The organism is Pseudomonas sp. AIG (genome assembly GCF_977020205.1).
The window spans coordinates 1-23,526 of the sequence record NZ_CDROCK010000039.1 but is presented as its reverse complement, the minus strand read 5'-3'; the positions used below and the strand labels follow the sequence as shown (position 1 = coordinate 23,526).

Genomic DNA, 23,526 nt, shown 5'->3' with positions numbered 1-23,526 from the left:
CCATCTTAATTACAATCGGCATCATCCGCAGCTATCGGCGACAGAGAGAGAAATTATCGTGTCCGTTCGCAAGTACCAGAATCACACCCCCAGCCTTTGCAAAGGCGCGTTTGTCGACAGCTCGGCGGTGGTGATCGGCGACGTCGAAATCGGTGAAGACAGCTCGGTCTGGCCGCTGACCGTGATCCGCGGCGACATGCACCGCATCCGCATCGGTGCGCGCACCAGTGTGCAGGACGGTTGCGTGCTGCACATCACCCACGCCGGCCCGTTCAATCCGGACGGCTTCCCGCTGCTGATCGGCGACGACGTGACCATCGCCCACAAAGTCATGCTGCATGGCTGCAGCGTTGGCAGCCGCGTGTTGATCGGCATGGGCAGCATCGTCATGGACGGTGCGGTGGTTGAAGACGACGTGATCATCGGCGCCGGCAGCCTGGTGCCGCCGGGCAAGCGCCTTGAAACTGGCTTCCTGTATGTCGGCAGCCCGGTGAAACAGATTCGCCCGCTGACCGACAAGGAAAAAGCCTTCTTCACCTACAGTGCAGCGAACTACGTGAAACTCAAGGACCTGCATCTGGCCGAAGGCTACGACACACTCTGAATCGAAATCGCGACCGCTCAGGAATACCCATGCATTACCAAACCGTACTGTTCGACCTCGATGGCACCCTGACCGACCCGCGTGAGGGCATCACCCGCTCCATCCAGTTCGCCCTCGCCAAACTCGGCATCGATGAGCCGGATCTGACCAGACTGGAACACTTTATCGGCCCGCCGTTGTTGCAGGCGTTCATGCAGTTCTACGATTTTGATGAAGCCAAGGCGTGGCAGGCGGTGAATTTCTATCGTGAGCGCTTCAAGGTCACAGGCCTTTATGAGAACCGTGTGTTCGACGGCGTTACGCCGTTGCTGGAAACCCTGGGCGGCCAAGGACGGCAGTTGTACATCGCGACTTCGAAGCCATGGGAATTCGCCCGCGAGATTGCCCGGCACTTTGATTTTGCCCGGCACTTCAAGGTGATCTACGGCAGTGAGCTGGATGGCACGCGGACCAACAAGGTTGAGCTGATTGCGCATCTGATCAAGGAAGAAGGGCTGGATCCGGCGGATACGCTGATGATTGGCGATCGCAAGCACGACCTGATCGGCGCGCGCAGCAATGGGCTGGATGCGGCGGCGGTCGGTTATGGGTTTGGCAGTTTTGAAGAGTTGAATGCCGAGGCGCCGGCTTATCACTTCGAGACACTGGATCAGTTGCATCAGGCGTTTCTGCAGCGCTGATTAAATTGCCTTCGCGAGCAAGCTCGCTCCCACATTTGGAATGCATTCCCCCTGTGGGAGCGAGCTTGCTCGCGAAGGGGCCGGCTCAGCCAATGCGAAATCAGGATTTTGCCAACGCTTTCAGCGCCGCTTTGCGCTCAGCCACCGGCAGCCCACCCAACTTCTCAACCTGCGCATAAAACCTCAGCCAATCCCCCCCAACCTGCTTGAACAACGCCGAAAACGCCGGCACCCACTGGTCATACAGCCCAAACGGCAACAACCGCGCATTGTTCAACGGCGCATTCACCCAGGCGTCATAACGCTTGTCCCCGGCCCACTGACTGTCCTTCATTACCCGATAATCCCGGCGAAACTGTTCGAACTCGGCTGCTTTGCGCTCGCGCATTTGCTCAACCGGCATTGACTGCGCGTAGAGCTTTTCCAGCCGTGAGCGGGTATCTAGGACCAATTCTATAAACTGATCGCGCTGCTTCAGCCGTGAATCGGTGTCCGCCGGCAACCCCCGAAACGCGCGCCACTGCCGCGTGCCTTCCTGCTCGACAAAGGTGGCAAAGGACTCGTTGAACTCGGTGTCGTCCTTCACATAAAAGCGTTGGTGCGCCAGCTCATGAAAGATCAGCGTGGCCAGACGCTCATCGCCCCAGCCCATCATCGAATTGAGGATCGGGTCGTTGAACCAGCCCAGTGTTGAATAAGCCTCAACGCCGCCAATCGACACGTCCATGCCCTGCAAACGCTGGATTGCCGCTTCACCGCGCGCCGCGCTCTGGTTGTAATAGCCGCGATAGGCCACACACCCGGCAATCGGGAAGCAATGGTTCTGCGGCGTCAGGGAGAACTCTTGAGTGGCGAACACATTCCACACCACGTACGGGCGATGGATGTCGGCGTAAAGCCGATAGCTCTGGTTATCCGGCAGGTGCAGATGCTCGCTGGCAAAGGCGCGGGCCTTTTGTGATTGCGCCAGATGTGCGCGCAGTGTTGCGTCACGGCTCGGGTCGTTGATCACCTGTTCCACCGGCTCGCGCGCGCGCAGTAATTGCAGCTGACCGCTGGCCAACTGAGCGTAATAGCTGACGCTGGCGCAACCGTTGAGCAACAAAAACAACACACCCGGAAACAAAACCCGAAAAACGCGATCAAGTAACCCAAGGCTTGGAAACGGCCTGCTCAAAATAAGAAATCCCCCGGAGAGTCTGCCCGCAAGACTATCCCGCCTTAAGGAGCACCGCTATGCGCATGTTGATGCTGTCAGGAGGCCTGCTGACGCTGGCCGGTTGTGCCGGATTCGGAATGCCCGATCCCGACCCTTCGCAAGCCTGGATCGACCTCGATGCCCGGCAACAGGACACGACCTTGCAAGCGATGAAGGTCGATAGCAGCGTGACCGACGACAAACGCTACTTCGAAGTGCAGCCCGGCAGCCATGAATTGAAGGTGCGTTATCAGTTTCCGGTGGCCGCGACCAACATCGGTCCTGACGCTGAGCCGCTGTGGCGCGATTGCCAGTTGAACGTGAAATTCAAGGACTTCAATGCCGGCCAGCGTTATCAGTTGCAGGCTGGCAGTATCGGCTTCAGGCCGTGGGCCAAGCTCTATGACGAGCAGCGCAAAGTGGTAGGCCAAGGCACGCCGGCAGGCTGTCAGAGCAGCTGATCGGCGCTATGCTGAATATTCAGATCTGTGGATATCCATCATGCGCCAGTTGCTGTTGTTGCTCATTGCCAGTCTTGTGGCCGGTTGTCAGACGCCGTTGCCACCGGTCGATCCGCAGATGGCCTGGGTCGATTTTTCGACGCCGACACCCGGCGGTAAAGTGCTGATGGCCGAGCGCCTCGACAAACAACGACTGAATGACGGGCGCTTCTTTCAGGTCACCCCCGGCAGTCACGAATTGCGCGTGCGGTTCGATTTCGAAGTGTTTGGTGGTGGCGGCAGCTTGATGAACGGCCCGGTGGAGCGGCTGTGCTACCTGTACATCCGCTATGACCATTTCGAGGCCGGGCAGCGTTATGTGCTGGAGGGGCGTTCGCTGGCGTTCACCCCGAGTGCCCGGCTCTACAACGCCAAGCGCGAAATCGTCGCCGAGGATTACGACTACGACTGCATTATCTGAGTCGACTCAGCTGTCGTTCTTCTGATAGATGATCGCTTTGGTGCCGTTCTCACATGAACCGACCACCATGGCGATGTCATGTTTTGCCGCTTCTTCCTTGCTTACGATTTCCAGTGTGTAGGACGGCACTGCTTTGGCCTGAATCTTGATTTCGATCTCTTTCTTGAGTTCTTCGCAGTCTTTGGGCGCCGCAATGACAGAAGTGGCCAGTGCACTGCAGAGAATCGCCAAGCCAATACGTTTCATGAGTGAAGCTCCCTGAGGCAGCGCGCACGGGCGTGCGCTGAAGCTGCTGTCACTTATTCGACCATATTTTTACAGCGAGGGTTCTGACTTCGCTCACAAGTTGTGCTGAAGTTTTCAAACCTAGTGTTGATTTTGAAATTGCCTTCGCGAGCAGGCTCGCTCCCACATTTGGAACTGTGTGCCACACGAATCCCTGTGGGAGCGAGCCTGCTCGCGAAGGCGTCAGACCGGCCAGCGACAAATCAACTGACCAGCGAAGCCTCAAGCGTAATCTTCGCATTCAGCACTTTCGATACCGGGCACCCTTCCTTGGCCTTGTTGCTCAGCTCTTCGAATTGCGCCTGAGTCGCCCCCGGGATTTTCGCCTTGAGGATCAGCTTCACCGCGGTAATCGCGAACCCGCCATCCACCTGATCGAGCGTCACTTCAGCCTGAGTATCAATGCTGTCGGCCTTCAGGCCCGCATCGCCCAGAATCATCGAAAACGCCATGGAGAAGCAGCCGGCATGGGCTGCGCCGATCAGTTCCTCCGGGTTGGTGCCCTTGCCGCCCTCAAAGCGGGCCTTGAAGCCGTAGGGCGCTTCTCTGAGGACACCGGTTTCGGTGGAAATCGAGCCAATGCCGGTTTTCAGATCGCCTGCCCAATGCGCGGATGCTTTCTTCACGATAGCCATGTCTGCCTCCTCAAGATCTGGCGCGGAAACGCCGCGCCGTCGTGGTTGTTGCTTGCAAGGCTTCTGAGGATAGACGCCGGAACAAAGTTCAGCCCGGCTGAATCGTTGACTTTTTTAGTAGGAAATTTCGTCACTGCTATTGAAACTCGGGTATATGCCCTCATTGCACAAAACACGCTTATGGATTTGGCAGGTTTTCGTTCGCAAGAAAAACCTGCCTCCTCACTCGGAGACGCAGGTTTATGAAACAACTGTCCGACGTAAAATTTTCCACCCTCGATCTGGTGCCGGTGCGCGAAAACGGCAGCCCGGCGCAGTCGCTGCGCAATTCGCTGGATCTGGCGCAGCACGTCGAGAAATTCGGCTACACGCGGTTCTGGGTGGCCGAACACCACAACATGGACGGCATCGCCAGTTCTGCGACCTCTGTTCTGCTCGGCTATTTGGCCGGCGGGACCTCGACCATTCGTGTCGGCTCCGGCGGCGTGATGCTGCCCAACCATGCGCCGCTGGTGATCGCCGAGCAGTTCGGCACCCTCGAAAGCCTGTACCCGGGCCGGATCGACCTCGGCTTGGGCCGCGCACCGGGCTCCGATCAGATGACCGCCCGCGCCCTGCGCCGTGAACGTTCCGGCAGCGCTGATGACTTCCCGGAAGACGTTGCCGAACTGGTGCGCTACCTCGGTCCGCGCACCCCTGATCAGCGCGTGATCGCGATGCCGGGCACCGGTACCAATGTGCCAATCTGGCTGCTGGGTTCCAGCCTGTTCAGCGCGCAATTGGCTGGTGAGCGCGGCTTGCCTTACGCCTTCGCCTCGCATTTCGCCCCGCGGTTCATGCACGAGGCGATCCGCATCTACCGCAATCACTTCAAGCCGTCGGCGGTGCTCGACAAGCCGTATGTGATGCTCGGTGTACCGCTGGTGGCGGCGGATACCGATGAGCAAGCCGATTACCTGGCGACGTCGGTGTACCAGCGCATTCTTGCGTTGATGCGTGGGCAGAGCCTGGTGCAGCGTCCGCCCGTGAAAACCATGGATGGCTTGTGGCTGCCGCATGAGCGCGAGGCGGTGGGGGATTTCCTTGGTCTGGCGATGGTCGGCAGCCCGCAGAAGATTCGCGCCAAGCTGGAGGTGCTGGTTGAGCAGACCCAGGCGGATGAGCTGATTTTCACCAGTGATCTGTATGAGCATGCTGATCGCGTGCATTCGTACGAATTGTTGGCGCAGGTCATGAAGGGCTGAAAAGCCCCTCACCCTAGCCCTCTCCCGGAGGGAGAGGGGACTGACCGGGTTGAATGTTCGAGATGCGCCGACCTGAAATATCCAGTCGAACTCAGGTTTCGAAGAGCCCCCGATCTGCTCCCTTTCCCCTCTACCCCTTGGGGGCGGTCCGACGTTTCGGGAGGGCTGGGGTGAGGGGGTTCGATTTCAAATCCACCAAAAATCCCAAATCCCGGAAACAAAAAAGCCGACGCCTTCACGTCGGCTTTTGTATTTCAGGCGCAATCAACCACGCTTGTAGACGATTTCCTTGGCGCCACCTTCACATTTGCCAACGACCTTGCCGTCAGCGGCCGCGCCCTTATCAACAATCTCCAGCGAATACCCGGAAACGCCCTTGGCATCCAGCTTCGCCGCAATCTCGCTTTTCAACTCTTCACATGGCTTACCGGCAGCAAACGCACCACCCGCAAGGCTCAACAAACCTACTGCCAACATGAACTTCTTCATCGGTCGCACTCCCTGGTCGGATTAAAAGAGGCGGGCATCGAGCGTTCACCCGATGCACTCACCCTGTAGCGCTTTGCCATTCCTATGGCACTCGGCCAGCGCGCAAGTTCAGAAGACTAGACCAAACTCAGCTACTGGCAATGCGAAAGCCGACTTTCAGCGTCACCTGAAAGTGCGCAGCCTTGCCGTCCTTGATGTGGCCACGGGTGTCGACCACTTCAAACCACTCAAGGTGCTTGATGCTCTTGTTGGCTTCGGCCAGCGCGTTGTTGATGGCGTCTTCGATGCTGCTGGCGGACGAACCGACCAGCTCGACTTTCTTGTACGTGTGATGGTCACTCATAACGATCTCCTTGGCGTGTGGAATTGAGACTAGCAGTGAATCTGCACTGTTGATTTCGGTGGCTTCGTGCAGGCGAAGTTCAGATTTTCTGCACTTTCTCAAACCGCTGAAGTCCCAACCAACACACGCCACTCATCACCAATGCAGGAGAGCCACCATGGCCAACACCTCTTTACGTAAAGCCTCGTTGCAAAGCATGGAAGCCGAGATCGAGAGTCTGCTCAAGTCGTTGGAAAGTCTGAAGGACGACGCTTCGGACGAGTCGCGCAAGACCCTCAAGGCGCTGAAAAGCAATGCCGAAAGTGCGCTGAAACATTCGCGTCACCTGCTCAGCGATGCCTATGAAGAAGTCAAGGTTAAAACCCGCGAAACGGGGATTGCTACCCGTGATTACGCGCAGGAACATCCGTGGACGACGGCCGGCGTCGCAGTTGGTGCGCTCGGCTTGCTCGCGGCTTACTTGCTGTTCAAGCGCGGCGAGTGATCGCTCTGGCGCAGCTCGTTCTTGAGCCATTGCGCCAGTTGCCGGGCGCGGCCGTCTGCGGCGCGCTTGGGTAGCCACAACGCCAGTTGCGCCGGGGTTTCACAGAAGCCCCACGGCGCAACCAGGCGACCGGCCTTCAAATCTTCTGTTACCAGCGGCTCCGGCGCGATGGCCACGCCAAGGCCTGCCACTGCTGCTTCCAGCAAGTAATACAAATGCTCGAAACCCTGCCCTGACTTCAACGCTTTCGCGTCGAGGTGGTTTTGCTGTGCCCAGGTCGGCCAGGCTTGTGGCCGCGAGGTGGTGTGCAGCAATGGTTCACTGAGCAGCGCTGAGGCTGGCGCGGTTTGCAGGCGCTGATAACCGCTAAACAGCGGACTCATGACCGGACCGATGCGTTCCGCGGCCAGTTCATAGACCTGCATGTCTGCAGGCCATGGTGGTTCGGCGAACAGCAGCAAAGCATCCAGCCCCGGACGTCTTGGATCGAGATCGCCTTCACCCGCCGATAGATGCAAACGCAAATCCGGCAGATCGGCATTCAATCGCCCCAAACGCGGAATAAACCAGCGCGCCAGCAGGCTTCCAGAGCAGCCGAGTACAAACGGCGCATCCGCCGTGCTTTGCGTCAATTCAGCGCAAACACTGCGCAAGCGATCAAACGCCTCGCCACTGGCATCACGCAAACGCATGCCGGCATCTGTGAGTTTCAAGCCGCGTCCATCCTTGACGAACAGGCTGACGCCCAAGTGCTCTTCCAGCACCTTGAGCTGACGACTGACCGCGCCATGGGTAACGTGCAGCTGCTCGGCAGCCTGACTGACGCTGTTCAGACGGGCGGTCGCCTCAAAGGCGCGCAGGGCGTTCAGCGGAGGAAGGTCGTGGCTCATGGTATCTGTGAGTTTTCCTGACAGGTTGTGGCGATCTTATCGGTTTTCAGCCTGGAAGGTCAGGGGTAGAGTGGTCGTCATTGTCTCTTGACCCGAATTCACCTGGAGCGACTCATGACCCAGACTTCGAACACTTCCAATCTGCGTAACGGCCCGGACGATAACGGCCTGTTCGGCTCGTTCGGTGGCCGCTACGTGGCGGAAACCCTGATGCCGTTGATCCTCGATCTGGCCCGCGAATACGAAGCGGCCAAGGAAGATCCGGCGTTCAAAGAAGAATTGGCCTACTTCCAGCGTGATTACGTCGGACGTCCAAGCCCGCTGTATTTCGCTGAGCGTCTGACCGAGTTTTGCGGCGGCGCGAAAATTTATCTCAAGCGCGAAGAGCTGAACCACACCGGCGCGCACAAGATCAACAACTGCATCGGCCAGATCCTGCTGGCGCGGCGCATGGGCAAAAAACGCATCATCGCCGAGACCGGCGCCGGCATGCACGGCGTGGCCACTGCCACCGTCGCCGCACGTTTCGGCCTGGACTGCGTGATCTACATGGGCACCACTGACATCGAACGTCAGCAGGCCAACGTCTTCCGTATGAAACTGCTGGGCGCTGAAGTGATTCCGGTGGTTGCCGGTACCGGCACTCTGAAAGACGCGATGAACGAAGCCCTGCGTGACTGGGTGACCAACGTCGACAACACCTTCTACCTGATCGGCACCGTGGCCGGCCCACATCCATACCCAGCGATGGTTCGCGACTTCCAGGCCGTGATCGGTAAGGAAACCCGTGATCAGTTACAAGCGCAGGAAGGTCGTCTGCCGGACAGCCTGGTGGCGTGCATCGGTGGCGGTTCCAACGCGATGGGCTTGTTCCACCCGTTCCTCGACGACAAGAGCGTTGAGATCATCGGCGTTGAAGCCGCCGGTTACGGCATCGAAACCGGCAAGCACGCGGCGAGCCTCAATGGCGGTGTTCCGGGTGTGTTGCACGGTAACCGCACCTTCCTGCTGCAGGACGACGATGGCCAGATCATCGACGCCCACTCGATTTCCGCCGGCCTCGACTACCCAGGCATTGGCCCGGAGCACGCCTGGTTGCATGACATCGGCCGCGTTCAATACACCTCGGTGACTGACGACGAAGCTCTGGATGCGTTCCACAAATGCTGCCGCCTGGAAGGGATCATCCCTGCCCTGGAAAGCGCCCACGCCTTGGCTGAAGTGTTCAAACGTGCACCGAAGCTGCCGAAGGATCACCTGATGGTGGTCAACCTGTCCGGCCGTGGCGACAAAGACATGCAGACCGTCATGCACCATATGGAACAGTCTAAGCAGGAGAAACACTGATGAGCCGCCTGCAAAGCCGTTTTGCCGACCTCAAAGAACAGAACCGCGCCGCGCTGGTGACCTTCGTCACCGCCGGTGATCCGGACTACGACACTTCGCTGGCGATCCTCAAAGGTTTGCCGGGTGCCGGTGCCGACGTGATCGAGCTGGGCATGCCGTTCACCGACCCGATGGCCGACGGCCCGGCGATTCAACTGGCGAACATCCGTGCCTTGGGCGCCAAGCAGAACCTGGTGAAAACCCTGCAAATGGTTCGTGAATTCCGCGAAGGCAACAGCGACACGCCGCTGGTGCTGATGGGCTACTTCAACCCGATCCACATGTATGGCGTGCCGCGTTTCATCGCTGATGCGAAAGAGGCTGGCGTCGACGGTCTGATCGTGGTCGACATGCCGCCGGAGCACAACGCCGAGCTGTGCGACCCGGCGCAGGCTGCGGGTCTGGATTTTATCCGCCTGACCACGCCGACCACAGACGATGCGCGTCTGCCGAAAGTGCTCAATGGCAGCTCCGGTTTCGTTTACTACGTGTCGGTGGCCGGTGTGACCGGTGCCGGTGCAGCAACCCTGGAGCACGTCGAAGAGGCGGTGACCTGTTTGCGTCGTCATACCGATCTGCCGATCAGCATCGGTTTCGGCATCCGCACTCCAGAGCAAGCGGCGTCCATCGCGCGTCTGGCTGACGGTGTTGTGGTGGGCTCGGCGTTGATCGATCACATCGCCAACGCGACGACGCCAGCGCAAGCCGTCGACGGCGTTTTGAGCCTGTGCTCGGCACTCTCCGAAGGCGTGCGTAAGGCCCGCGTCAGCTGAAGGTAAAGTTCCTGATACAGAGGAATTAGCGCCTCGCGGCACAGACTAATTGAGCAAGACCGAGGGATTCAGAACCACGTTCTGAATCCCTTTTTGCTGTTTGTGCCGTGAGGAAAGACCCGATGAAAATGCCGAAACGTCTGATGGCCGGACTGGGCGTGCTGTTGATCAGTGCGACTCCGCTGCTGGCCAGCGCTGATCCGCGCGACGATCACGACCACGGCGGCCCACAGCAGGGCCAGCACGATAACCGCGGCGACAATCACGGTGATGATCACCGTGGTCCGCAAAATGATCATCGAGGTGGCCCGCCGCCGCACGACTTCGGCCCGGTGCGTCAGACCATTCGTGACAATCATGGCTACTTTGTGCGCGGTGCGCCGCCACCTCCGGGCATTCATCTGGAGCGTGGGCGGCCATTGCCGCACGGCTATTACGGCGAGCGTCTGGATAGTCGCGCGTTGGGTCGTTTGCCGGTGTACCCGGGTTATGAATGGCGCCGCGCTGGGGGCGACATCGTGCTGATCGCGGTGGGCAGCGGGATCGTTTACGAAATTCTCGATGGCGTTTTGTATTGATCGGCAGGCAATAAAAAAGACCGCAGCCAATGGCTGCGGTCTTTTTTCAGGGCAGCTCCAGTCCGCCGGAGGCCTTGTGCAGTTTGCGCAGATGCGCGCCGATCTGCTTCACATTCTCCTCACTGGCCGCAATTTCGGCGGCCCGCTTGGGCTCCAGCAACTTGCGCACTTCTGCGTCCAGATCACCGGACAGTGCCAGCAACTTCTTCTGCCGCTGACTGCTCTCCGCTTCCAGTCGAGTGAACTCTGTCGGCTGCGGTAGTCCGTAACCCTTGGCGTCGAGCAATTCTGCCGGACGGCTGAGGAACCCGCTGTTAGCGAGGATTTCCTGCAAGGTCGCGTTGGCCTTGTCCATGCCGCCGTTTTCCAACTCCCGCGCACCGAGGTAGCGTTGCTTGACCTCATCCTGAGCCAGCAACAACTGGCGTCGATAACTCGCCTGCTCCAACAAAAGCAGGGCGGCGCTGGTGCGCAAGTCGGCGCGCTCAAACCACTCACGACGTTCTTCTGCGGTGAGCGACAGCCATTCCTCAACGGTGGTCTGTTTGATCGGCAACTGCTTTTTCAATACATCAAACATCGCCTGATAGCGATCGCGGTACGAGTCGAAGCGATAACCCAGACGCAGCGCTTCTTTCGCATCATCCAGCACGCTGGTGTCCGCCAGACCACGGCCCTTCATTACTTCCAGTAAGCCGTTGGGCATGATGCTGTCCAGTCCGACGAACTGATTGTTGTTACTGCCGCTGCGCAACAGCTTCAGGCCTTCTACCGCGCAGTTGTTGGAAAGGAAGAAGTAGTTGCCGTCATAACTCCAGTGCATTTCGGCGGCGTGTTCGACCACGCCTTCGATCTCGTCGCGGGACAGGTTCAGCGGCACCGAGGCGAGGCTGCGCAATTCGGTCTTGGTGTATTCGTCGATGACCTGCGCGAGCGGCAACACGAACAGGCGCGACGGGTATTTGCCGACCAGGCCGTCCCAGCTCGACAGCTGTACATCGCCGACAAAGGCGCGGTAGGACAACACCAGATGCTGGTCCAGATCGAGTCGGCAATCCGGCCCGCGCGGGCGCCCCGGTGCGCAGATCACCAGGCGCAACATGCTGTGGCCCCAGCGGCTGACCCAGTTCTGATTGGCCTCGGCCAGCAGATAGTCGACGGCATACACCCGCTCGGGATCGACCTGCCCCAAGGGTTGCTTGGCGAAGTCGTTGCCGGCATTGAGGAAGGCGAAGGTCTTGCTGCAGGTGTCCTTGGCCGGTGGCGCCCAGCCGAAGTGCTGCTGGTAATAGCGATACAGCGCCGGGCGGCGGCAGGCATAACTCGGGTCGAGGAGGAAATACTCCATGTTGACCGCGACGAACTCCTTCGGGCTGGAGATTTCGTACAGGTCCGGACTGCGGGCGATTTGCCGATTGTGCTGCTCGCGCTCACCGCGACGACCAACGTATTGCTGCCAACCGGCGAGGTCGAGCAGGCGCGGATCATCGCTGAGGGTGAAGCGCCGGCCGTTCTGGCCGCGACACTCGTCGGGAATACCGATCAGCCCGGCGCTGTCGAAACGGCGGGTGCAACGCTGAATCAGCGTGCGCTCGGCGTCCGGCCACAAGCGCGCGCGGTCATAAATGTGGGTGATTTCATGCAGCACCGTGGCGAGCAATTCCTGACGCACAGTGCCGTGGGGGCGATTGGTTTTTTCTTTGGCGGCGCTGCCATCCGTGAGACCGGCGAGCAGTTTGCGATTCAGATCGAGTTCGGCCACCAGCGTGGCCTGGCCGTAGGCGTTGCTGGGCATGTCGTCGGTCCAGCCGACATCGATGCGCCGATCCAGCCGCTCGATAAAACTCGGCGGCAGTTTTTGCATCGCCTCATCGATCAGCGCCTGGCTGGCCTGTTGTTGGGCGGGGCTCAGACCGTCGGCCTTGAGCCGCAATTGCAGGCTGGCGTGGGCGCTGTTGCCCAACAGCAACAACGCCCCGGCCAGCAGCCAGGTGCCGAGTGACTTCACAGTGCGAGGATGGCTTCGGCGAGAACTTGGTCGCTGGCGTCGCGCGCTTCCGGTACGCGAGTGCGCAAGGTATTGAGCGCGGCTTCCAGGTGTGCGCCACGGATATCACCATTGGACGCTACGAAACTGGCAGCGTCGTCGTGGGCTTCGCGGATGATTTTCGAATCGCGAATCGACGTGGTGGTGTCGGAGGTGAAATCGATAGTGCGCTGGGAGGCACGAACGATGATGTTACTGGTGGCTACCAGGGTGTGTGCCTGGGCCACGTCGGCCAACAAAAACAGGCCAAGGGCGGCAGCAATCAGCGGGCTACGCATGGAACGACTCCGGAAGGGCAAGGATAACTGGGGGTACAGGATAACTATTGGACGAGAATTGCTTCTGCCAGTTCAAGGTCGCTGACATGAAGTTTCGGCCGGGTTTTGCGCAAGTAATGCAGCGCGGATTCCAGGCGAGCACCTCGCCATTCACCGTCACTGGCAACAAATGCGGCCGCGTCATCGTGGGCGGCGAGCAGCAGTTTACGGTCGAAAGGCGCAGAAGACACCATGCTGGTGGCGTAACCACTGACGACGGTGCCTTGGGTCGACGCATTGAAGGCATCGAAGGCATCGACGGACGTCGCCCCGCAGGCGGTGAACAATAAGGAAGGGATCAGCAGATTTGGAAGAAAGCGCATTGGACTCGGTAACTGTTGGCGAGCCCAAAGGCTAGCGCAATGCCCGGGCCAGAGCCAGCGCCGAAACATCGGGACACGCCCGGCGTGTCCCGAATCGTGTCTGTCGCTTAGATCGTCAGAATAGCTTGAGCCAGCTGTGCGTCAGTGGCTTGCAGTTGTGGCGCCTGGTGACGGATGTGATCCAGCGCGCTTTCCAGTTTCACGCCACGGATTTCGCCTTCGCTGGCCACGAAGCTGGCAGCGTCGTCACGGGCGGCAAGAACGATTTTGTCGTCACGGAAGGACGAGGTGACGTCGGAAGTCGCGTCGGACGAGGATTTCAGCGCACCGACAACAGCGTCGGTGGTGACGATGAAACTGGTGGCGCTGGCGTTGGCAGCCACGGCCAGCAAGGCGGCAGCACTGAGCAGACGAAGACGGGACATGGTGTAACTCCTGTGGATAAACCGTAGAGAGAGGTGGCTCGGTATCTGAGGAGTCAGACGCCAGTGACACAGCATTCGCCACGTTCTGCGTGGATATTAGGCCGACAGGCGACTTTCGCACAGTGGGCAGAATGCTAGCGCCAGAAGGGTTTATCCAGTTCATTCACGCGGTCGGCGTGGCTGAGGCCGAGATCAGCGAGATCACGATTATCGAGTTGAGAGAGCAGGCGCCGCGTTCTGGCGCGCTCCAGGCTGTCCCAGAGGCCGTGAAACAGGCGCCGCAGAGTGCTGGGGCGAACAGCCGGTTGGCTGAAAATCACTGAAACATCCTGTAAGTCATTCATGGCGTATTCCGTTTACCAGTGAAGGCGGAAGGTCATGTTGAGCCTGTCGCAGACAAAGATGCAGATACACCCGAGTGAAATTGTACTGGTTCAGATCGTGATTATTTGAAACTGTATCTGTCGAAGGTATGTATAGGTGTATCGGGATTTTCCAATGCCGAAAACGACAAAACCCGTCGTGGTTTCCCACGACGGGTTTTGCTTGTTCAATTCGGGTTGCTGGCGGTGGGTCTAACGACCAGAGCCAGCGACGCTACTTAGCGCCAGAACGGCTTGCTCAGCTCTTCGTAGCGTTGTGCTTCGCTGATACCGGCGTCAGCCAGCAAACGCGAATCCAGACGAGCCAGTTGATGGCGGCTGGAGATGCGGCGCTGCCACAACATCAGGTTGGCGATAACGCGCAGAGGCAGGGAAGCCTGGGTGTTTACAGCTTTGTCTTCGAAGAACAGTTCGGAACTGAGTGTACGTTCCATGGTTGACATCCTTCCGCTTGTGGCGGGATCAGGTAGTGGTTTGACTGGTGCCCATGATCCTCTCGTTTGCCAAGTCTCTCTAGATACAGTTCAACTGTATTGTGAGTGACCAGTTAACTGTTTATAGGGGGTGTACGGGTCAAAATTGAGCAAACTGTACCTGTCTGCACTGAGGTGGTGCATTTTTGCTCCATTCACTCGAAAATGTAGGCAAAGCCTGTAGGAAATGACCGGTACAGCAGTACAGTTTTTGTCAGGTTTGAGGCTTGCGAAGGTCCGCTGCCGCAAACTGTATTTGCGTCAGCGGTTTATCTGTGCGAATCAGACAGCGAGCATGCGCCCGGTTTCTTCCAGATTCATGTGCCAGCTCAACGCTTCCCGCAGGATGTGCGGGGTGTGACCACCGATTGCACAAGCCGCCGTGAAGTAATCGTTGAGCGCCTGGCGGAAGTCCGGGTGCACACAGTTATCGATGATCACCCGCGCGCGCTCCCGTGGCGCCAGGCCGCGAAGGTCCGCCAGGCCGACCTCGGTCACCAGAATGTCGACGTCATGCTCGGTGTGGTCAACGTGGCTGACCATCGGCACCACGCTGGAAATCGCGCCGCCCTTGGCGATCGATTTGGTCACGAACACCGCCAGGTGCGCGTTGCGCGCAAAGTCACCGGAACCGCCGATGCCATTCATCATCCGCGTGCCGCAGACGTGAGTGGAATTGACGTTGCCATAGATGTCGAACTCCAGCGCCGTATTGATCCCGATAATGCCCAGACGACGAACCACTTCCGGGTGGTTGGAGATCTCCTGCGGACGCAGCACCAGTTTGTCTTTGTACTTCTCGAGATTGCCGAACACGTCGCTGTTGCGGCGCTCCGACAGGGTGATCGAACTGCCCGAAGCAAAACTCAGCTTGCCGGCGTCGATCAGGTCGAAGGTCGAATCCTGCAACACTTCGGAGTACATGGTCAGGTCTTCGAACGGCGAATCGATTAAGCCACACATCACCGCGTTGGCAATGTTGCCGATGCCGGCCTGCAACGGGCCGAGCTTGTTGGTCATGCGCCCGGCGTCGACTTCCTGTTTGAAGAAGGTGATCAGGTGCTCGGCGATGGCGTTGGTATCCACGTCCGGCGTTGACACGGTGGACGGCGAATCCGACTGCTGCGTAATAACGATGGCGACAATCTTCTCCGGCGGAATCGGAATCGCGGTGCTGCCGATGCGGTCGTCGACTTTTACCAGCGGGATCGGCGTGCGCGTCGGGCGGTAGGTCGGGATATAGATGTCGTGCAAGCCTTCGAGGTTGGCGTTGTGCGCCAGGTTGATCTCGACGATCACCTGTTTGGCGAAAATCGCGAAACTCGCCGAGTTACCCACCGAGGTGGTCGGCACGATGTGGCCTTGTTCTGTGATCGCCACGGCTTCGATGACCGCGATGTCCGGCAGCTTCAGCTGCTGGTTGCGCAGTTGCTCGACGGTTTCCGACAGATGCTGGTCAATGAACATCACCTGGCCGGCGTTGATTGCCTTGCGCAAGGTGCTGTCGACCTGGAACGGCATGCGCCGCGACAGCACGCCGGCTTCGGTCAGTTGCTTGTCGAGGTCGTTGCCCAGGCTGGCGCCGGTCATCAGGCTGATCTTCAGCGGCGTGACCTTGGCCCGCTCGGCCAGTGCATGAGGGACGGCTTTGGCTTCGCCGGCACGGGTAAATCCGCTCATGCCGACGGTCATGCCGTCCTCAATCAGAGCGGCTGCGTCGGCGGCGCTCATCACTTTATCCAACAACGAAGGCAGGCGAATACGGTCACGGTACATGGATTATTATCTCGGGAAGCGAGTAGCAGGATGCGCAGTCTAGTGAATTTGACGGGCGCCTGTCCCGCTACCAAGGTCGCAAACGAGGCGTCTATTCAGCGGGTTTCAAGTAAAACACCGTTACTGGATCTGCAACAACGCGGCAAATTGTCCGACTGTTTACGCAAACAAAAACGCCCCGACAGGTCGGGGCGTTTGGTCTTGCAGCGGGGAATTACTCGACCGCTTTGACCATGTCTTCGATGACCTTCTTCGCGTCGCCGAAAACCATCATGGTCTTGTCCAGGTAGAACAGTTCGTTGTCCAGACCGGCATAGCCGCTGGCCATCGAGCGCTTGTTGACGATGATGGTCTTGGCCTTGAACGCTTCGAGGATTGGCATGCCGGCAATCGGCGATTTCGGATCGTTCTTCGCCGCAGGGTTGACCACGTCGTTCGCGCCGAGCACCAGCACCACGTCGGCCTGGCCGAACTCGGAGTTGATGTCTTCCATCTCGAACACCTGATCGTAAGGCACTTCGGCCTCGGCAAGCAGAACGTTCATGTGCCCCGGCATACGGCCGGCAACCGGGTGGATCGCATACTTCACGGTCACGCCACGGTGGGTCAGCTTCTCGGTCAGCTCCTTCAGCGCATGCTGCGCACGCGCTACTGCCAAGCCGTAACCCGGGACGATGATCACGGTGTCAGCGTTGGTCAGCAGGAAGGTTGCGTCATCAGCTGAACCGGATTTCACCGGACGAGCTTCTTTCGCGCCGGCCGGGCCAGCATCAGCCGTGTTGCCGAAACCGCCGAGCAGTACATTAAAGAAGGAACGGTTCATCGCCTTGCACATGATGTACGAGAGGATCGCGCCGCTCGAACCCACCAAGGAACCGGCAATGATCAGCATCGAGTTGTTCAGCGAGAAACCGATACCCGCCGCCGCCCAGCCCGAATAGCTGTTGAGCATCGACACCACGACCGGCATGTCCGCGCCGCCGATCGGGATGATGATCAGCACGCCCATCACGAACGCCAGCGCCAGCATCAGCGCGAACGCAGTGAGGTTGCCGGTGAGCATGAAGGTCAGGCCGAGTGCCAACGTGGCCAGACCCAGCACAGCATTCAGCTTGTGTTGACCAGTGAACTGTACGGGTGCGCCCTGGAACAGGCGAAACTTGTACTTGCCCGACAGCTTGCCGAACGCAATCACTGAACCGGAGAAGGTGATCGCACCGATGGCTGCGCCGAGGAACAGCTCCAGACGGTTGCCCGCCGGAATCGAGTCGCCCAGTTGTTTAACGATGCCCAGCGATTGCGGCTCAACCACCGCGGCGATCGCGATGAACACTGCCGCGAGGCCGATCATGCTGTGCATGAAGGCGACCAGTTCCGGCATCTTGGTCATTTCAACGCGTTTGGCCATGATCGAACCGGCAGTACCGCCGACCAGCAGGCCAACGATCACGTAGCCGATACCGGCAGTCGCGAGCTCAGCGCCGAGCTTATAGATGAGGCCGACGGTAGTCAGAATGGCCAAGGCCATGCCGAGCATGCCGAACAGGTTGCCGCGCCGCGAGGTGGTCGGGTGCGACAGGCCTTTGAGGGCCTGGATAAAGCAGATCGACGCGATCAGGTAGAGCGTCGTGACGAGATTCATGCTCATTACTTCGGCGCCTCTTCTTTTACTTTCGGGGCTTTCTTCTTGAACATCTCAAGCATGCGGCGGGTGACCAGAAAGCCACCGAACACGTTGACCGCCGCCAGTGCCACGGCGAGGGTGCCCATGGTTTTGCCCAGCGGCGTGACGGTCAGTGCAGCAGCGAGCATGGCGCCGACGATCACGATCGCCGAAATGGCGTTGGTGACCGCCATCAACGGCGTGTGCAGCGCAGGTGTAACGTTCCAGACCACGTGGTAACCGACATAAATCGCCAGCACGAAGATGATCAGGTTGTAGATACCGGGGGAGATAAGCTCTTCCATCGTCTGAATCCCTGCTTAGGCGTTTTTGCGGATGACTTGGCCGTCGCGGCACATCAGGCACGCGGCGACGATGTCGTCTTCGAGGTTGACGTCGAACTGACCTTCTTTGGTGAAGACCAGCTTGAGGAAGTCCAGCAGGTTGCGTGCGTACAGTGCCGAAGCGTCTGCAGCGACTTCGCCGGCCAGATTGGTCGGGCCGCAAATGGTCACGCCATTCTCGACCACGACCTGATCAGCCACGGTCAGCGGGCAGTTGCCGCCCTGAGCCGCCGCGAGGTCGATGACCACCGAACCCGGTTTCATCTGCGCCACGGTGTCCGCGCTCAACAGCGTCGGTGCCTTGCGGCCCGGAATCAACGCGGTGGTGATGACGATGTCGGCCTGTTTGGCGCGCTCGTGCACGGCCTGGGCCTGACGCTGCATCCAGCTCACCGGCATTGGTCGCGCGTAACCGCCGACACCGACGGCGCATTCACGCTCTTCATCGGTCTCGTAAGGTACGTCGACGAACTTGGCGCCGAGGGATTCGATCTGCTCTTTTACCGCCGGACGCACGTCGGACGCTTCGATCACCGCACCCAGGCGTTTCGCCGTGGCGATCGCCTGCAACCCGGCCACACCGGCGCCGAGAATCAGCACGCGCGCCGCTTTCACGGTGCCCGCGGCCGTCATCAACATCGGCATGAAGCGTGGGTAGTGGTGAGCGGCCAGCAACACGGCCTTATAGCCGGCAATGTTCGCCTGCGACGACAACACATCGAGACTCTGCGCGCGCGAGGTGCGCGGCGCCGCTTCGAGGGCGAACGCGGTAATGCCGCACTCGGCCATCTTCGCGATGGTTTCGTTGTTGAACGGGTTGAGCATGCCCACCAGCACCGTGCCGCGCTTGATCAGCGTCAGTTCGGCATCGCTCGGGGCGACCACTTTGAGAATCAGCTCGGCGCCAAACGCGTCATTGGCACTGCCAATGGTTGCGCCTGCCGCTTCATAGGCACTGTCGACCACACTGGCTTTTACGCCGGCGCCGGTTTGCACAGTGACCTTATGACCTTGGCTGATCAGCTTTTTAATGGTTTCCGGGGTTGCAGCAACCCGTGTTTCACCGGTCTGGGTTTCGAGAGGAACACCAATGTGCACGTCAAATCTCCTGCGTGATCTTATTGAGTAAACCCATGCACTACGGATGGTGCGACTGGGGCGGCCGATCAGCACGATCCCGCCAAATCAGGGCGGGGCGCGGCATTTTGCAGGCGAACTTTATGCCCTTCAAGGGATTATGACGGGTGACGGAAAATTAACTACAAGTCATGCCGTGACCGAATGTCGCAGATGGCCGGCTGAATCCCTTGCAGGCCGTGCCTTGTAAGGATTCTGGCCGATTATGGAAAAATTTCTCATCGGTGGCGTGAATAGGCAGTAATGTGTCGTCCATGAAGGCTCAAAGCCACGTAGTCAGGCGCTTGTGGGACGTCTGTACGACTTTCGGATACAGTCTGTTCAATTGCGACAAATACTTATATCTGTAGGGCTTTGGGTTTCCTGACTACGGGGTTAGATATCCATGAAAGCCTTTATCCTTCTAGGCTGTAGCTCTGCGCCTGAGTTACCAGCCAGTCACGAAATGCTTTCAATGACGCTGATTCGACCTTTCGCTCGGGAATCATCAGGTAATAGGCCTTGATGCTGGAGAGCGCCTGCGGGTTGGCAATCACCAGACGGTTCTCGGCCAGTTCACGCTGGATCAGGAACGGTGGAATCAGCGCAATGCCCATGTCGTGCATGGCCGCTTGGGCGAGCATGGAGAATAGCTCGTAGCGCGGGCCTGTCATGTCGCGGGGGATATTCAGGTGTTGCGAGTTGAACCACTGGCGCCAGGCATAGGGTCGCGTGGTCTGTTGCAACAGCGGCAGTTCAGCGATGGCGTCGGCGGTCAGGTGGGTCTTGTTGCCGAGTAGGGCGGGGCTGCACACAGGCATCGGATTTTCGCCCATCAATCTGTGGGATTCGGTACCCGACCAGTCGGCATCGCCGAAGTAGATCGCCGCGTCGAATTCGGTATCGGCAAACAGGAAGGGCCGGGTGCGGTTGGTCAGGTTGACCGTGACTTCCGGGTGCTTGAGCTGGAAATCCTTGAGGCGCGGCAGCAGCCATTGCGTGCCGAAGGTAGGCACCACCGCGAGTTCGATCACATTCGTGCCTTGCTGGCCCATCACTGAGAGGGTGTCGCGCTCAACCGCATCAAGTTGTGTTGCGACCCGCCGGCTGTAGGAAAGTCCTGCTTCGGTCAGTTTCACGCCGCGTCGCGAGCGTCGGAACAGTTCCACGCTAAGGAACTCCTCAAGGCTGGCGATCTGTCGGCAAATGGCGCCTTGAGTGAGGGAAAGTTCTTCGGCAGCGCGGGTAAAGCTCTCGTGGCGTGCGGCGGCTTCGAAGCTGATCAGAGCGGTGGTGCTGGGGATCTTCCTGCGCATGTACATCAACCTCACTAATGCGCCGCATAAAAGGCATTTCGCGACGTTTCGGAGTGAGAAATTAGCACAACAGAATGCGAAATCCTCGTTTGCCGCGACGGCGAACCGCGCCTAGGATCAATGCCACGTTAATTCACCCGATTTGCGAGGACACACTCATGGGCGGTAAAGCTAGCTTCAACTGGATCGATCCCCTGCTGCTGGATCAACAGCTCACCGAAGAAGAGCGCATGATCCGCGACACCGCCGAGCAGTTCGCTCAACAGAGCCTCGCACCGCGTGTCCTCGAAGCCTTCCGTCATGAGAAAACTGATCCGGCGATCTTCCGCGAAATGGGTGAAGTCGGCCTGTTGGGCGCGACCATTCCTGAGCAGTACGGCGGCAGCGGCCTCAACTATGTCAGCTACGGCCTGATTGCTCGCGAAGTGGAGCGTGTCGACTCTGGCTATCGTTCGATGATGAGCGTGCAGTCCTCCTTGGTCATGGTGCCGATCAACGAGTTCGGTACCGAAGCACAGAAACAGAAATACCTGCCGAAACTGGCTTCCGGCGAATGGATCGGCTGCTTCGGTCTAACCGAGCCGAACCACGGTTCCGACCCGGGCGCGATGATCACCCGTGCACGCAAAGTCGACGGCGGCTACAGCCTGACCGGCGCGAAGATGTGGATCACCAACAGCCCGATCGCCGACGTGTTCGTGGTCTGGGCCAAGGACGATGCCGGCGACATCCGTGGTTTCGTACTGGAGAAGGGCTGGAAAGGCCTGAGCGCTCCGGCGATTCACGGCAAGGTTGGCCTGCGTGCATCGATCACCGGTGAGATCGTCATGGACAATGTGTTTGTGCCGGAAGAGAACATCTTCCCGGACGTGCGTGGCTTGAAAGGTCCGTTCACCTGCCTGAACTCCGCGCGCTACGGCATCTCCTGGGGTGCACTGGGCGCCGCCGAGTTTTGCTGGCACACCGCTCGCCAGTACACCCTGGATCGTCAGCAGTTCGGTCGCCCGTTGGCTGCTACTCAGTTGATCCAGAAGAAGCTGGCCGACATGCAGACCGAGATCACCCTGGCCCTGCAAGGCTGTTTGCGTCTGGGTCGTATGAAAGATGAAGGCACTGCGGCCGTCGAAATCACTTCGATCATGAAGCGCAACTCCTGCGGCAAGTCGCTGGATATTGCCCGTATGGCGCGCGACATGTTGGGTGGCAACGGCATCTCCGATGAATTCGGCGTGGCGCGTCATCTGGTCAACCTGGAAGTGGTGAATACCTATGAAGGTACTCATGACGTCCACGCGCTGATCCTCGGGCGTGCGCAAACCGGTCTGCAGGCGTTCTATTAATAGGAGAGCGACCATGGGCGCGCTGTCGCATCTGCGGGTACTGGATTTATCGCGCGTATTGGCCGGGCCGTGGGCTGGGCAGATCCTCGCCGATCTTGGCGCCGAAGTGATCAAGGTCGAGCGCCCTGGCAATGGTGACGACACACGCGCTTGGGGGCCGCCCTTCCTTAAGGACGCTTACGGCGAGAATACGTCGGAGGCGGCTTATTACCTGTCCGCCAACCGCAACAAGCAATCGGTGACCATCGACTTCACTCGACCCGAAGGGCAGCGGCTGGTGCGGGAACTGGCGGCCAAGTCGGACATCCTTATCGAAAACTTCAAGGTCGGTGGTCTGGCGGCTTATGGGCTGGACTATGAATCGCTGAAGGCGATCAATCCGAACTTGATCTATTGCTCGATTACCGGGTTCGGTCAGACCGGGCCGTATGCCAAGCGCGCCGGCTATGACTTTATGATTCAAGGGCTGGGCGGGCTGATGAGCCTGACTGGTCGGCCTGAGGGTGATGAGGGTGCTGGTCCGGTCAAGGTCGGGGTAGCGTTGACGGATATCCTCACCGGTCTGTATTCCACCGTGGCCATATTGGCGGCGTTGGCCCATCGCGATCACGACGGTGGCGGCCAGCACATTGATATGGCGTTGCTGGACGTTCAGGTGGCTTGCCTGGCCAACCAAGCGATGAATTATCTGACCACAGGCAACGCACCGAAGCGCCTGGGTAATGCGCATCCGAACATCGTGCCTTATCAGGATTTTCCTACGGCCGACGGGGATTTCATTCTTACCGTGGGGAATGACGGGCAGTTTCGCAAGTTTGCCGACGTGGCGGGGCAGCCTCAGTGGGCTGACGATCCACGGTTTGCTACTAATAAGTTGCGGGTGGCGAACCGGGCAGTGTTGATTCCGCTGATTCGTCAGGCGACGGTGTTCAAGACTACTGCTGAATGGGTTGCTCAACTGGAGCAGGCGGGGGTGCCATGTGGGCCGATCAATGATCTGTCGCAGGTTTTTGAGGATCCGCAGGTGAAAGCGCGTGGCTTGGCGATAGAGCTACCGCATGCATTGGCGGGGATGGTGCCCCAAGTCGCCAGCCCGATACGTCTGTCGCAGACGCCGGTTGAATATCGCCGGGCGCCTCCTTTGTTGGGTGAGCATACGCTGGAGGTTCTGCAGAGTGTGCTGGGTCTGGGGGCGGGTGCGGTGGCTGAGTTGAAGGCAGCTGGGGTGCTCTGATGATCCCTTCTATATAGAAGGGATCGTGCTTGTAGCTACATGTGAGGTTTTTGGTCGCTTTTTAACCAATCTGCAAGTGATTGAAAGAAAAGCGAAATTAACGGTTGACGGCAGATTTCAGATGTCTATAATTCGCCCCACTTCCGGCGCAGTCGAAACGGAAAACTCCTTGAGATTCAATGAGTTATGTATGTTTCGGCAGCAGGTTGCTTCAGTTCATCGAAGCCAAAAGGAAGTTGAAAAAGAGGTGTTGACAGCA

At 59.0% G+C, this 23,526-nt stretch carries 29 protein-coding genes; 12 read left to right on the top strand and 17 right to left on the bottom strand.

Annotated elements, in window-relative coordinates; all coding sequences use genetic code 11:
- Positions 1 to 58: 58 nt before the first annotated feature.
- Both ACWR1S_RS20985 and ACWR1S_RS20980 read left to right on the top strand, forming a co-directional pair.
- The gene (locus ACWR1S_RS20985) at positions 59 to 604 is read left to right on the top strand and encodes a gamma carbonic anhydrase family protein (protein ID WP_454564820.1); all 546 of its coding nucleotides are present in this window, start codon (positions 59 to 61) and stop codon (positions 602 to 604) included.
- A 29-nt stretch (positions 605 to 633) separates the two neighbouring features.
- Positions 634 to 1,284, top strand: a complete 651-nt coding sequence (locus tag ACWR1S_RS20980) for an HAD family hydrolase (RefSeq protein WP_454564819.1) — start codon at positions 634 to 636, stop codon at positions 1,282 to 1,284.
- A 100-nt stretch (positions 1,285 to 1,384) separates the two neighbouring features.
- Here ACWR1S_RS20980 and ACWR1S_RS20975 read toward each other — a convergent pair whose 3' ends face one another.
- Entirely contained in the window at positions 1,385 to 2,461 is a 1,077-nt protein-coding gene (locus tag ACWR1S_RS20975; protein ID WP_454564818.1) for an aminopeptidase, read from the bottom strand.
- 59 nt (positions 2,462 to 2,520) lie between these two features.
- Here ACWR1S_RS20975 and ACWR1S_RS20970 point away from each other — a divergent pair, with 59 nt between their 5' ends.
- Both ACWR1S_RS20970 and ACWR1S_RS20965 read left to right on the top strand, forming a co-directional pair.
- Positions 2,521 to 2,943: a PA0061/PA0062 family lipoprotein gene (locus ACWR1S_RS20970; protein ID WP_116028658.1), complete on the top strand. Its 423-nt coding sequence runs from the start codon at positions 2,521 to 2,523 to the stop codon at positions 2,941 to 2,943.
- Positions 2,944 to 2,983: 40 nt separating this feature from the next.
- Positions 2,984 to 3,403 (top strand): PA0061/PA0062 family lipoprotein, encoded by a 420-nt coding sequence (locus ACWR1S_RS20965; RefSeq protein WP_454564817.1) that lies wholly within the window; start codon positions 2,984 to 2,986, stop codon positions 3,401 to 3,403.
- A 6-nt stretch (positions 3,404 to 3,409) separates the two neighbouring features.
- Here ACWR1S_RS20965 and ACWR1S_RS20960 read toward each other — a convergent pair whose 3' ends face one another.
- Together ACWR1S_RS20960 and ACWR1S_RS20955 are read right to left on the bottom strand one after the other, a co-directional pair.
- Positions 3,410 to 3,649, bottom strand: coding sequence for a DUF1161 domain-containing protein (locus ACWR1S_RS20960; RefSeq protein ID WP_034152272.1), 240 nt, complete (start codon positions 3,647 to 3,649; stop codon positions 3,410 to 3,412).
- A 242-nt stretch (positions 3,650 to 3,891) separates the two neighbouring features.
- Positions 3,892 to 4,323 (bottom strand): OsmC family protein, encoded by a 432-nt coding sequence (locus ACWR1S_RS20955; RefSeq protein ID WP_034152273.1) that lies wholly within the window; start codon positions 4,321 to 4,323, stop codon positions 3,892 to 3,894.
- Between the two features lie 242 nt (positions 4,324 to 4,565).
- Here ACWR1S_RS20955 and ACWR1S_RS20950 point away from each other — a divergent pair, with 242 nt between their 5' ends.
- Entirely contained in the window at positions 4,566 to 5,567 is a 1,002-nt protein-coding gene (locus tag ACWR1S_RS20950) for an LLM class flavin-dependent oxidoreductase (protein ID WP_454564816.1), read from the top strand.
- A gap of 264 nt (positions 5,568 to 5,831) precedes the next feature.
- Here the strand turns inward: ACWR1S_RS20950 and ACWR1S_RS20945 are convergent, their stop codons facing one another.
- Both ACWR1S_RS20945 and ACWR1S_RS20940 read right to left on the bottom strand, forming a co-directional pair.
- Entirely contained in the window at positions 5,832 to 6,056 is a 225-nt protein-coding gene (locus tag ACWR1S_RS20945; RefSeq protein WP_435034243.1) for a DUF1161 domain-containing protein, read from the bottom strand.
- A 127-nt stretch (positions 6,057 to 6,183) separates the two neighbouring features.
- Complete coding sequence (locus ACWR1S_RS20940) at positions 6,184 to 6,399, bottom strand: dodecin (RefSeq protein WP_007911688.1); 216 nt, start codon at positions 6,397 to 6,399, stop codon at positions 6,184 to 6,186.
- Positions 6,400 to 6,556: 157 nt separating this feature from the next.
- Between ACWR1S_RS20940 and ACWR1S_RS20935 the strand changes: the two genes are divergently transcribed.
- Positions 6,557 to 6,883, top strand: a complete 327-nt coding sequence (locus ACWR1S_RS20935) for a DUF883 family protein (RefSeq protein WP_095190284.1) — start codon at positions 6,557 to 6,559, stop codon at positions 6,881 to 6,883.
- Here the strand turns inward: ACWR1S_RS20935 and ACWR1S_RS20930 are convergent.
- Complete coding sequence (locus ACWR1S_RS20930; RefSeq protein ID WP_454564815.1) at positions 6,856 to 7,773, bottom strand: LysR family transcriptional regulator; 918 nt, start codon at positions 7,771 to 7,773, stop codon at positions 6,856 to 6,858. The two genes, ACWR1S_RS20935 and ACWR1S_RS20930, sit on opposite strands and share 28 nt — an antisense overlap.
- A 114-nt stretch (positions 7,774 to 7,887) precedes the next feature.
- On the opposite strand from ACWR1S_RS20930, the gene trpB reads away from it, so the two are divergent.
- The 3 genes from trpB to ACWR1S_RS20915 all read left to right on the top strand — a co-directional run bounded on the left by trpB (position 7,888) and on the right by ACWR1S_RS20915 (position 10,510).
- Positions 7,888 to 9,120 (top strand): tryptophan synthase subunit beta, encoded by a 1,233-nt coding sequence (trpB, locus tag ACWR1S_RS20925; RefSeq protein WP_034152277.1) that lies wholly within the window; start codon positions 7,888 to 7,890, stop codon positions 9,118 to 9,120.
- On the top strand, positions 9,120 to 9,932 hold the full coding sequence (gene trpA / locus ACWR1S_RS20920) for a tryptophan synthase subunit alpha (RefSeq protein ID WP_454564814.1): 813 nt from the start codon (positions 9,120 to 9,122) through the stop codon (positions 9,930 to 9,932). The genes trpB and trpA overlap by 1 nt, the downstream gene beginning before the upstream one ends.
- Positions 9,933 to 10,054: 122 nt before the next feature.
- Positions 10,055 to 10,510, top strand: a complete 456-nt coding sequence (locus ACWR1S_RS20915; RefSeq protein ID WP_454564813.1) for an anti-virulence regulator CigR family protein — start codon at positions 10,055 to 10,057, stop codon at positions 10,508 to 10,510.
- 46 nt (positions 10,511 to 10,556) lie between these two features.
- Here ACWR1S_RS20915 and ACWR1S_RS20910 read toward each other — a convergent pair whose 3' ends face one another.
- From ACWR1S_RS20910 to ACWR1S_RS20860, 11 genes are all read right to left on the bottom strand, one after another.
- A complete protein-coding gene (locus ACWR1S_RS20910) occupies positions 10,557 to 12,518 on the bottom strand; it encodes a DUF7844 domain-containing protein (protein ID WP_454564812.1) in 1,962 nt (653 codons plus the stop codon).
- Positions 12,515 to 12,835 (bottom strand): DUF2388 domain-containing protein, encoded by a 321-nt coding sequence (locus ACWR1S_RS20905; RefSeq protein WP_034152281.1) that lies wholly within the window; start codon positions 12,833 to 12,835, stop codon positions 12,515 to 12,517. The genes ACWR1S_RS20910 and ACWR1S_RS20905 overlap by 4 nt, the downstream gene beginning before the upstream one ends.
- 44 nt (positions 12,836 to 12,879) lie before the next feature.
- Complete coding sequence (locus ACWR1S_RS20900; protein WP_454564811.1) at positions 12,880 to 13,197, bottom strand: DUF2388 domain-containing protein; 318 nt, start codon at positions 13,195 to 13,197, stop codon at positions 12,880 to 12,882.
- Between the two features lie 107 nt (positions 13,198 to 13,304).
- The gene (locus ACWR1S_RS20895; protein WP_007911658.1) at positions 13,305 to 13,622 is read right to left on the bottom strand and encodes a DUF2388 domain-containing protein; all 318 of its coding nucleotides are present in this window, start codon (positions 13,620 to 13,622) and stop codon (positions 13,305 to 13,307) included.
- A 134-nt stretch (positions 13,623 to 13,756) separates the two neighbouring features.
- Positions 13,757 to 13,966, bottom strand: a complete 210-nt coding sequence (locus ACWR1S_RS20890; RefSeq protein ID WP_454564810.1) for a DUF1127 domain-containing protein — start codon at positions 13,964 to 13,966, stop codon at positions 13,757 to 13,759.
- 257 nt (positions 13,967 to 14,223) lie between these two features.
- A complete protein-coding gene (locus ACWR1S_RS20885; RefSeq protein ID WP_007911656.1) occupies positions 14,224 to 14,439 on the bottom strand; it encodes a DUF1127 domain-containing protein in 216 nt (71 codons plus the stop codon).
- A gap of 321 nt (positions 14,440 to 14,760) precedes the next feature.
- Positions 14,761 to 16,254, bottom strand: coding sequence for an acetyl-CoA hydrolase/transferase family protein (locus ACWR1S_RS20880; protein WP_008081132.1), 1,494 nt, complete (start codon positions 16,252 to 16,254; stop codon positions 14,761 to 14,763).
- Between the two features lie 214 nt (positions 16,255 to 16,468).
- The gene (locus ACWR1S_RS20875; protein WP_454564809.1) at positions 16,469 to 17,902 is read right to left on the bottom strand and encodes an NAD(P)(+) transhydrogenase (Re/Si-specific) subunit beta; all 1,434 of its coding nucleotides are present in this window, start codon (positions 17,900 to 17,902) and stop codon (positions 16,469 to 16,471) included.
- On the bottom strand, positions 17,902 to 18,222 hold the full coding sequence (locus tag ACWR1S_RS20870) for an NAD(P) transhydrogenase subunit alpha (protein ID WP_003187417.1): 321 nt from the start codon (positions 18,220 to 18,222) through the stop codon (positions 17,902 to 17,904). Before ACWR1S_RS20870 ends, ACWR1S_RS20875 begins: the two co-directional genes overlap by 1 nt.
- Positions 18,223 to 18,237: 15 nt before the next feature.
- Entirely contained in the window at positions 18,238 to 19,359 is a 1,122-nt protein-coding gene (locus tag ACWR1S_RS20865) for a Re/Si-specific NAD(P)(+) transhydrogenase subunit alpha (RefSeq protein ID WP_454564808.1), read from the bottom strand.
- A gap of 434 nt (positions 19,360 to 19,793) precedes the next feature.
- On the bottom strand, positions 19,794 to 20,693 hold the full coding sequence (locus tag ACWR1S_RS20860) for a LysR family transcriptional regulator (protein WP_454564807.1): 900 nt from the start codon (positions 20,691 to 20,693) through the stop codon (positions 19,794 to 19,796).
- Positions 20,694 to 20,851: 158 nt separating this feature from the next.
- On the opposite strand from ACWR1S_RS20860, the gene ACWR1S_RS20855 reads away from it, so the two are divergent.
- From ACWR1S_RS20855 to ACWR1S_RS20845, 3 genes are all read left to right on the top strand, one after another.
- Entirely contained in the window at positions 20,852 to 22,033 is a 1,182-nt protein-coding gene (locus ACWR1S_RS20855; RefSeq protein WP_007953903.1) for an acyl-CoA dehydrogenase, read from the top strand.
- A 13-nt stretch (positions 22,034 to 22,046) separates the two neighbouring features.
- Positions 22,047 to 23,267 (top strand): CaiB/BaiF CoA transferase family protein, encoded by a 1,221-nt coding sequence (locus tag ACWR1S_RS20850; protein ID WP_454564806.1) that lies wholly within the window; start codon positions 22,047 to 22,049, stop codon positions 23,265 to 23,267.
- A 25-nt stretch (positions 23,268 to 23,292) separates the two neighbouring features.
- The coding region (locus ACWR1S_RS20845) for a hypothetical protein (RefSeq protein ID WP_454564805.1) at positions 23,293 to 23,526 on the top strand (234 nt) is incomplete at its 3' end.

Excerpts from the sequence above, each read along its gene's own strand:
- trpA (WP_454564814.1), top strand. The coding sequence starts at position 9,120 with ATGAGCCGCCTGCAAAGCCGTTTTGCCGACCTCAAAGAACAGAACCGC.
- ACWR1S_RS20945 (WP_435034243.1), bottom strand. The coding sequence starts at position 6,056 with ATGAAGAAGTTCATGTTGGCAGTAGGTTTGTTGAGCCTTGCGGGTGGT.
- ACWR1S_RS20955 (WP_034152273.1), bottom strand. The coding sequence starts at position 4,323 with ATGGCTATCGTGAAGAAAGCATCCGCGCATTGGGCAGGCGATCTGAAA.
- ACWR1S_RS20890 (WP_454564810.1), bottom strand. The coding sequence starts at position 13,966 with ATGAATGACTTACAGGATGTTTCAGTGATTTTCAGCCAACCGGCTGTT.
- ACWR1S_RS20980 (WP_454564819.1), top strand. The coding sequence starts at position 634 with ATGCATTACCAAACCGTACTGTTCGACCTCGATGGCACCCTGACCGAC.
- ACWR1S_RS20950 (WP_454564816.1), top strand. The coding sequence starts at position 4,566 with ATGAAACAACTGTCCGACGTAAAATTTTCCACCCTCGATCTGGTGCCG.
- ACWR1S_RS20940 (WP_007911688.1), bottom strand. The coding sequence starts at position 6,399 with ATGAGTGACCATCACACGTACAAGAAAGTCGAGCTGGTCGGTTCGTCC.
- ACWR1S_RS20875 (WP_454564809.1), bottom strand. The coding sequence starts at position 17,902 with ATGAGCATGAATCTCGTCACGACGCTCTACCTGATCGCGTCGATCTGC.
- ACWR1S_RS20895 (WP_007911658.1), bottom strand. The coding sequence starts at position 13,622 with ATGTCCCGTCTTCGTCTGCTCAGTGCTGCCGCCTTGCTGGCCGTGGCT.
- ACWR1S_RS20935 (WP_095190284.1), top strand. The coding sequence starts at position 6,557 with ATGGCCAACACCTCTTTACGTAAAGCCTCGTTGCAAAGCATGGAAGCC.
- ACWR1S_RS20850 (WP_454564806.1), top strand. The coding sequence starts at position 22,047 with ATGGGCGCGCTGTCGCATCTGCGGGTACTGGATTTATCGCGCGTATTG.
- ACWR1S_RS20930 (WP_454564815.1), bottom strand. The coding sequence starts at position 7,773 with ATGAGCCACGACCTTCCTCCGCTGAACGCCCTGCGCGCCTTTGAGGCG.
- ACWR1S_RS20965 (WP_454564817.1), top strand. The coding sequence starts at position 2,984 with ATGCGCCAGTTGCTGTTGTTGCTCATTGCCAGTCTTGTGGCCGGTTGT.
- ACWR1S_RS20970 (WP_116028658.1), top strand. The coding sequence starts at position 2,521 with ATGCGCATGTTGATGCTGTCAGGAGGCCTGCTGACGCTGGCCGGTTGT.
- ACWR1S_RS20915 (WP_454564813.1), top strand. The coding sequence starts at position 10,055 with ATGAAAATGCCGAAACGTCTGATGGCCGGACTGGGCGTGCTGTTGATC.
- ACWR1S_RS20860 (WP_454564807.1), bottom strand. The coding sequence starts at position 20,693 with ATGCGCAGGAAGATCCCCAGCACCACCGCTCTGATCAGCTTCGAAGCC.
- ACWR1S_RS20885 (WP_007911656.1), bottom strand. The coding sequence starts at position 14,439 with ATGGAACGTACACTCAGTTCCGAACTGTTCTTCGAAGACAAAGCTGTA.
- ACWR1S_RS20880 (WP_008081132.1), bottom strand. The coding sequence starts at position 16,254 with ATGTACCGTGACCGTATTCGCCTGCCTTCGTTGTTGGATAAAGTGATG.
- ACWR1S_RS20855 (WP_007953903.1), top strand. The coding sequence starts at position 20,852 with ATGGGCGGTAAAGCTAGCTTCAACTGGATCGATCCCCTGCTGCTGGAT.
- ACWR1S_RS20900 (WP_454564811.1), bottom strand. The coding sequence starts at position 13,197 with ATGCGCTTTCTTCCAAATCTGCTGATCCCTTCCTTATTGTTCACCGCC.
- ACWR1S_RS20960 (WP_034152272.1), bottom strand. The coding sequence starts at position 3,649 with ATGAAACGTATTGGCTTGGCGATTCTCTGCAGTGCACTGGCCACTTCT.
- ACWR1S_RS20905 (WP_034152281.1), bottom strand. The coding sequence starts at position 12,835 with ATGCGTAGCCCGCTGATTGCTGCCGCCCTTGGCCTGTTTTTGTTGGCC.
- ACWR1S_RS20870 (WP_003187417.1), bottom strand. The coding sequence starts at position 18,222 with ATGGAAGAGCTTATCTCCCCCGGTATCTACAACCTGATCATCTTCGTG.
- trpB (WP_034152277.1), top strand. The coding sequence starts at position 7,888 with ATGACCCAGACTTCGAACACTTCCAATCTGCGTAACGGCCCGGACGAT.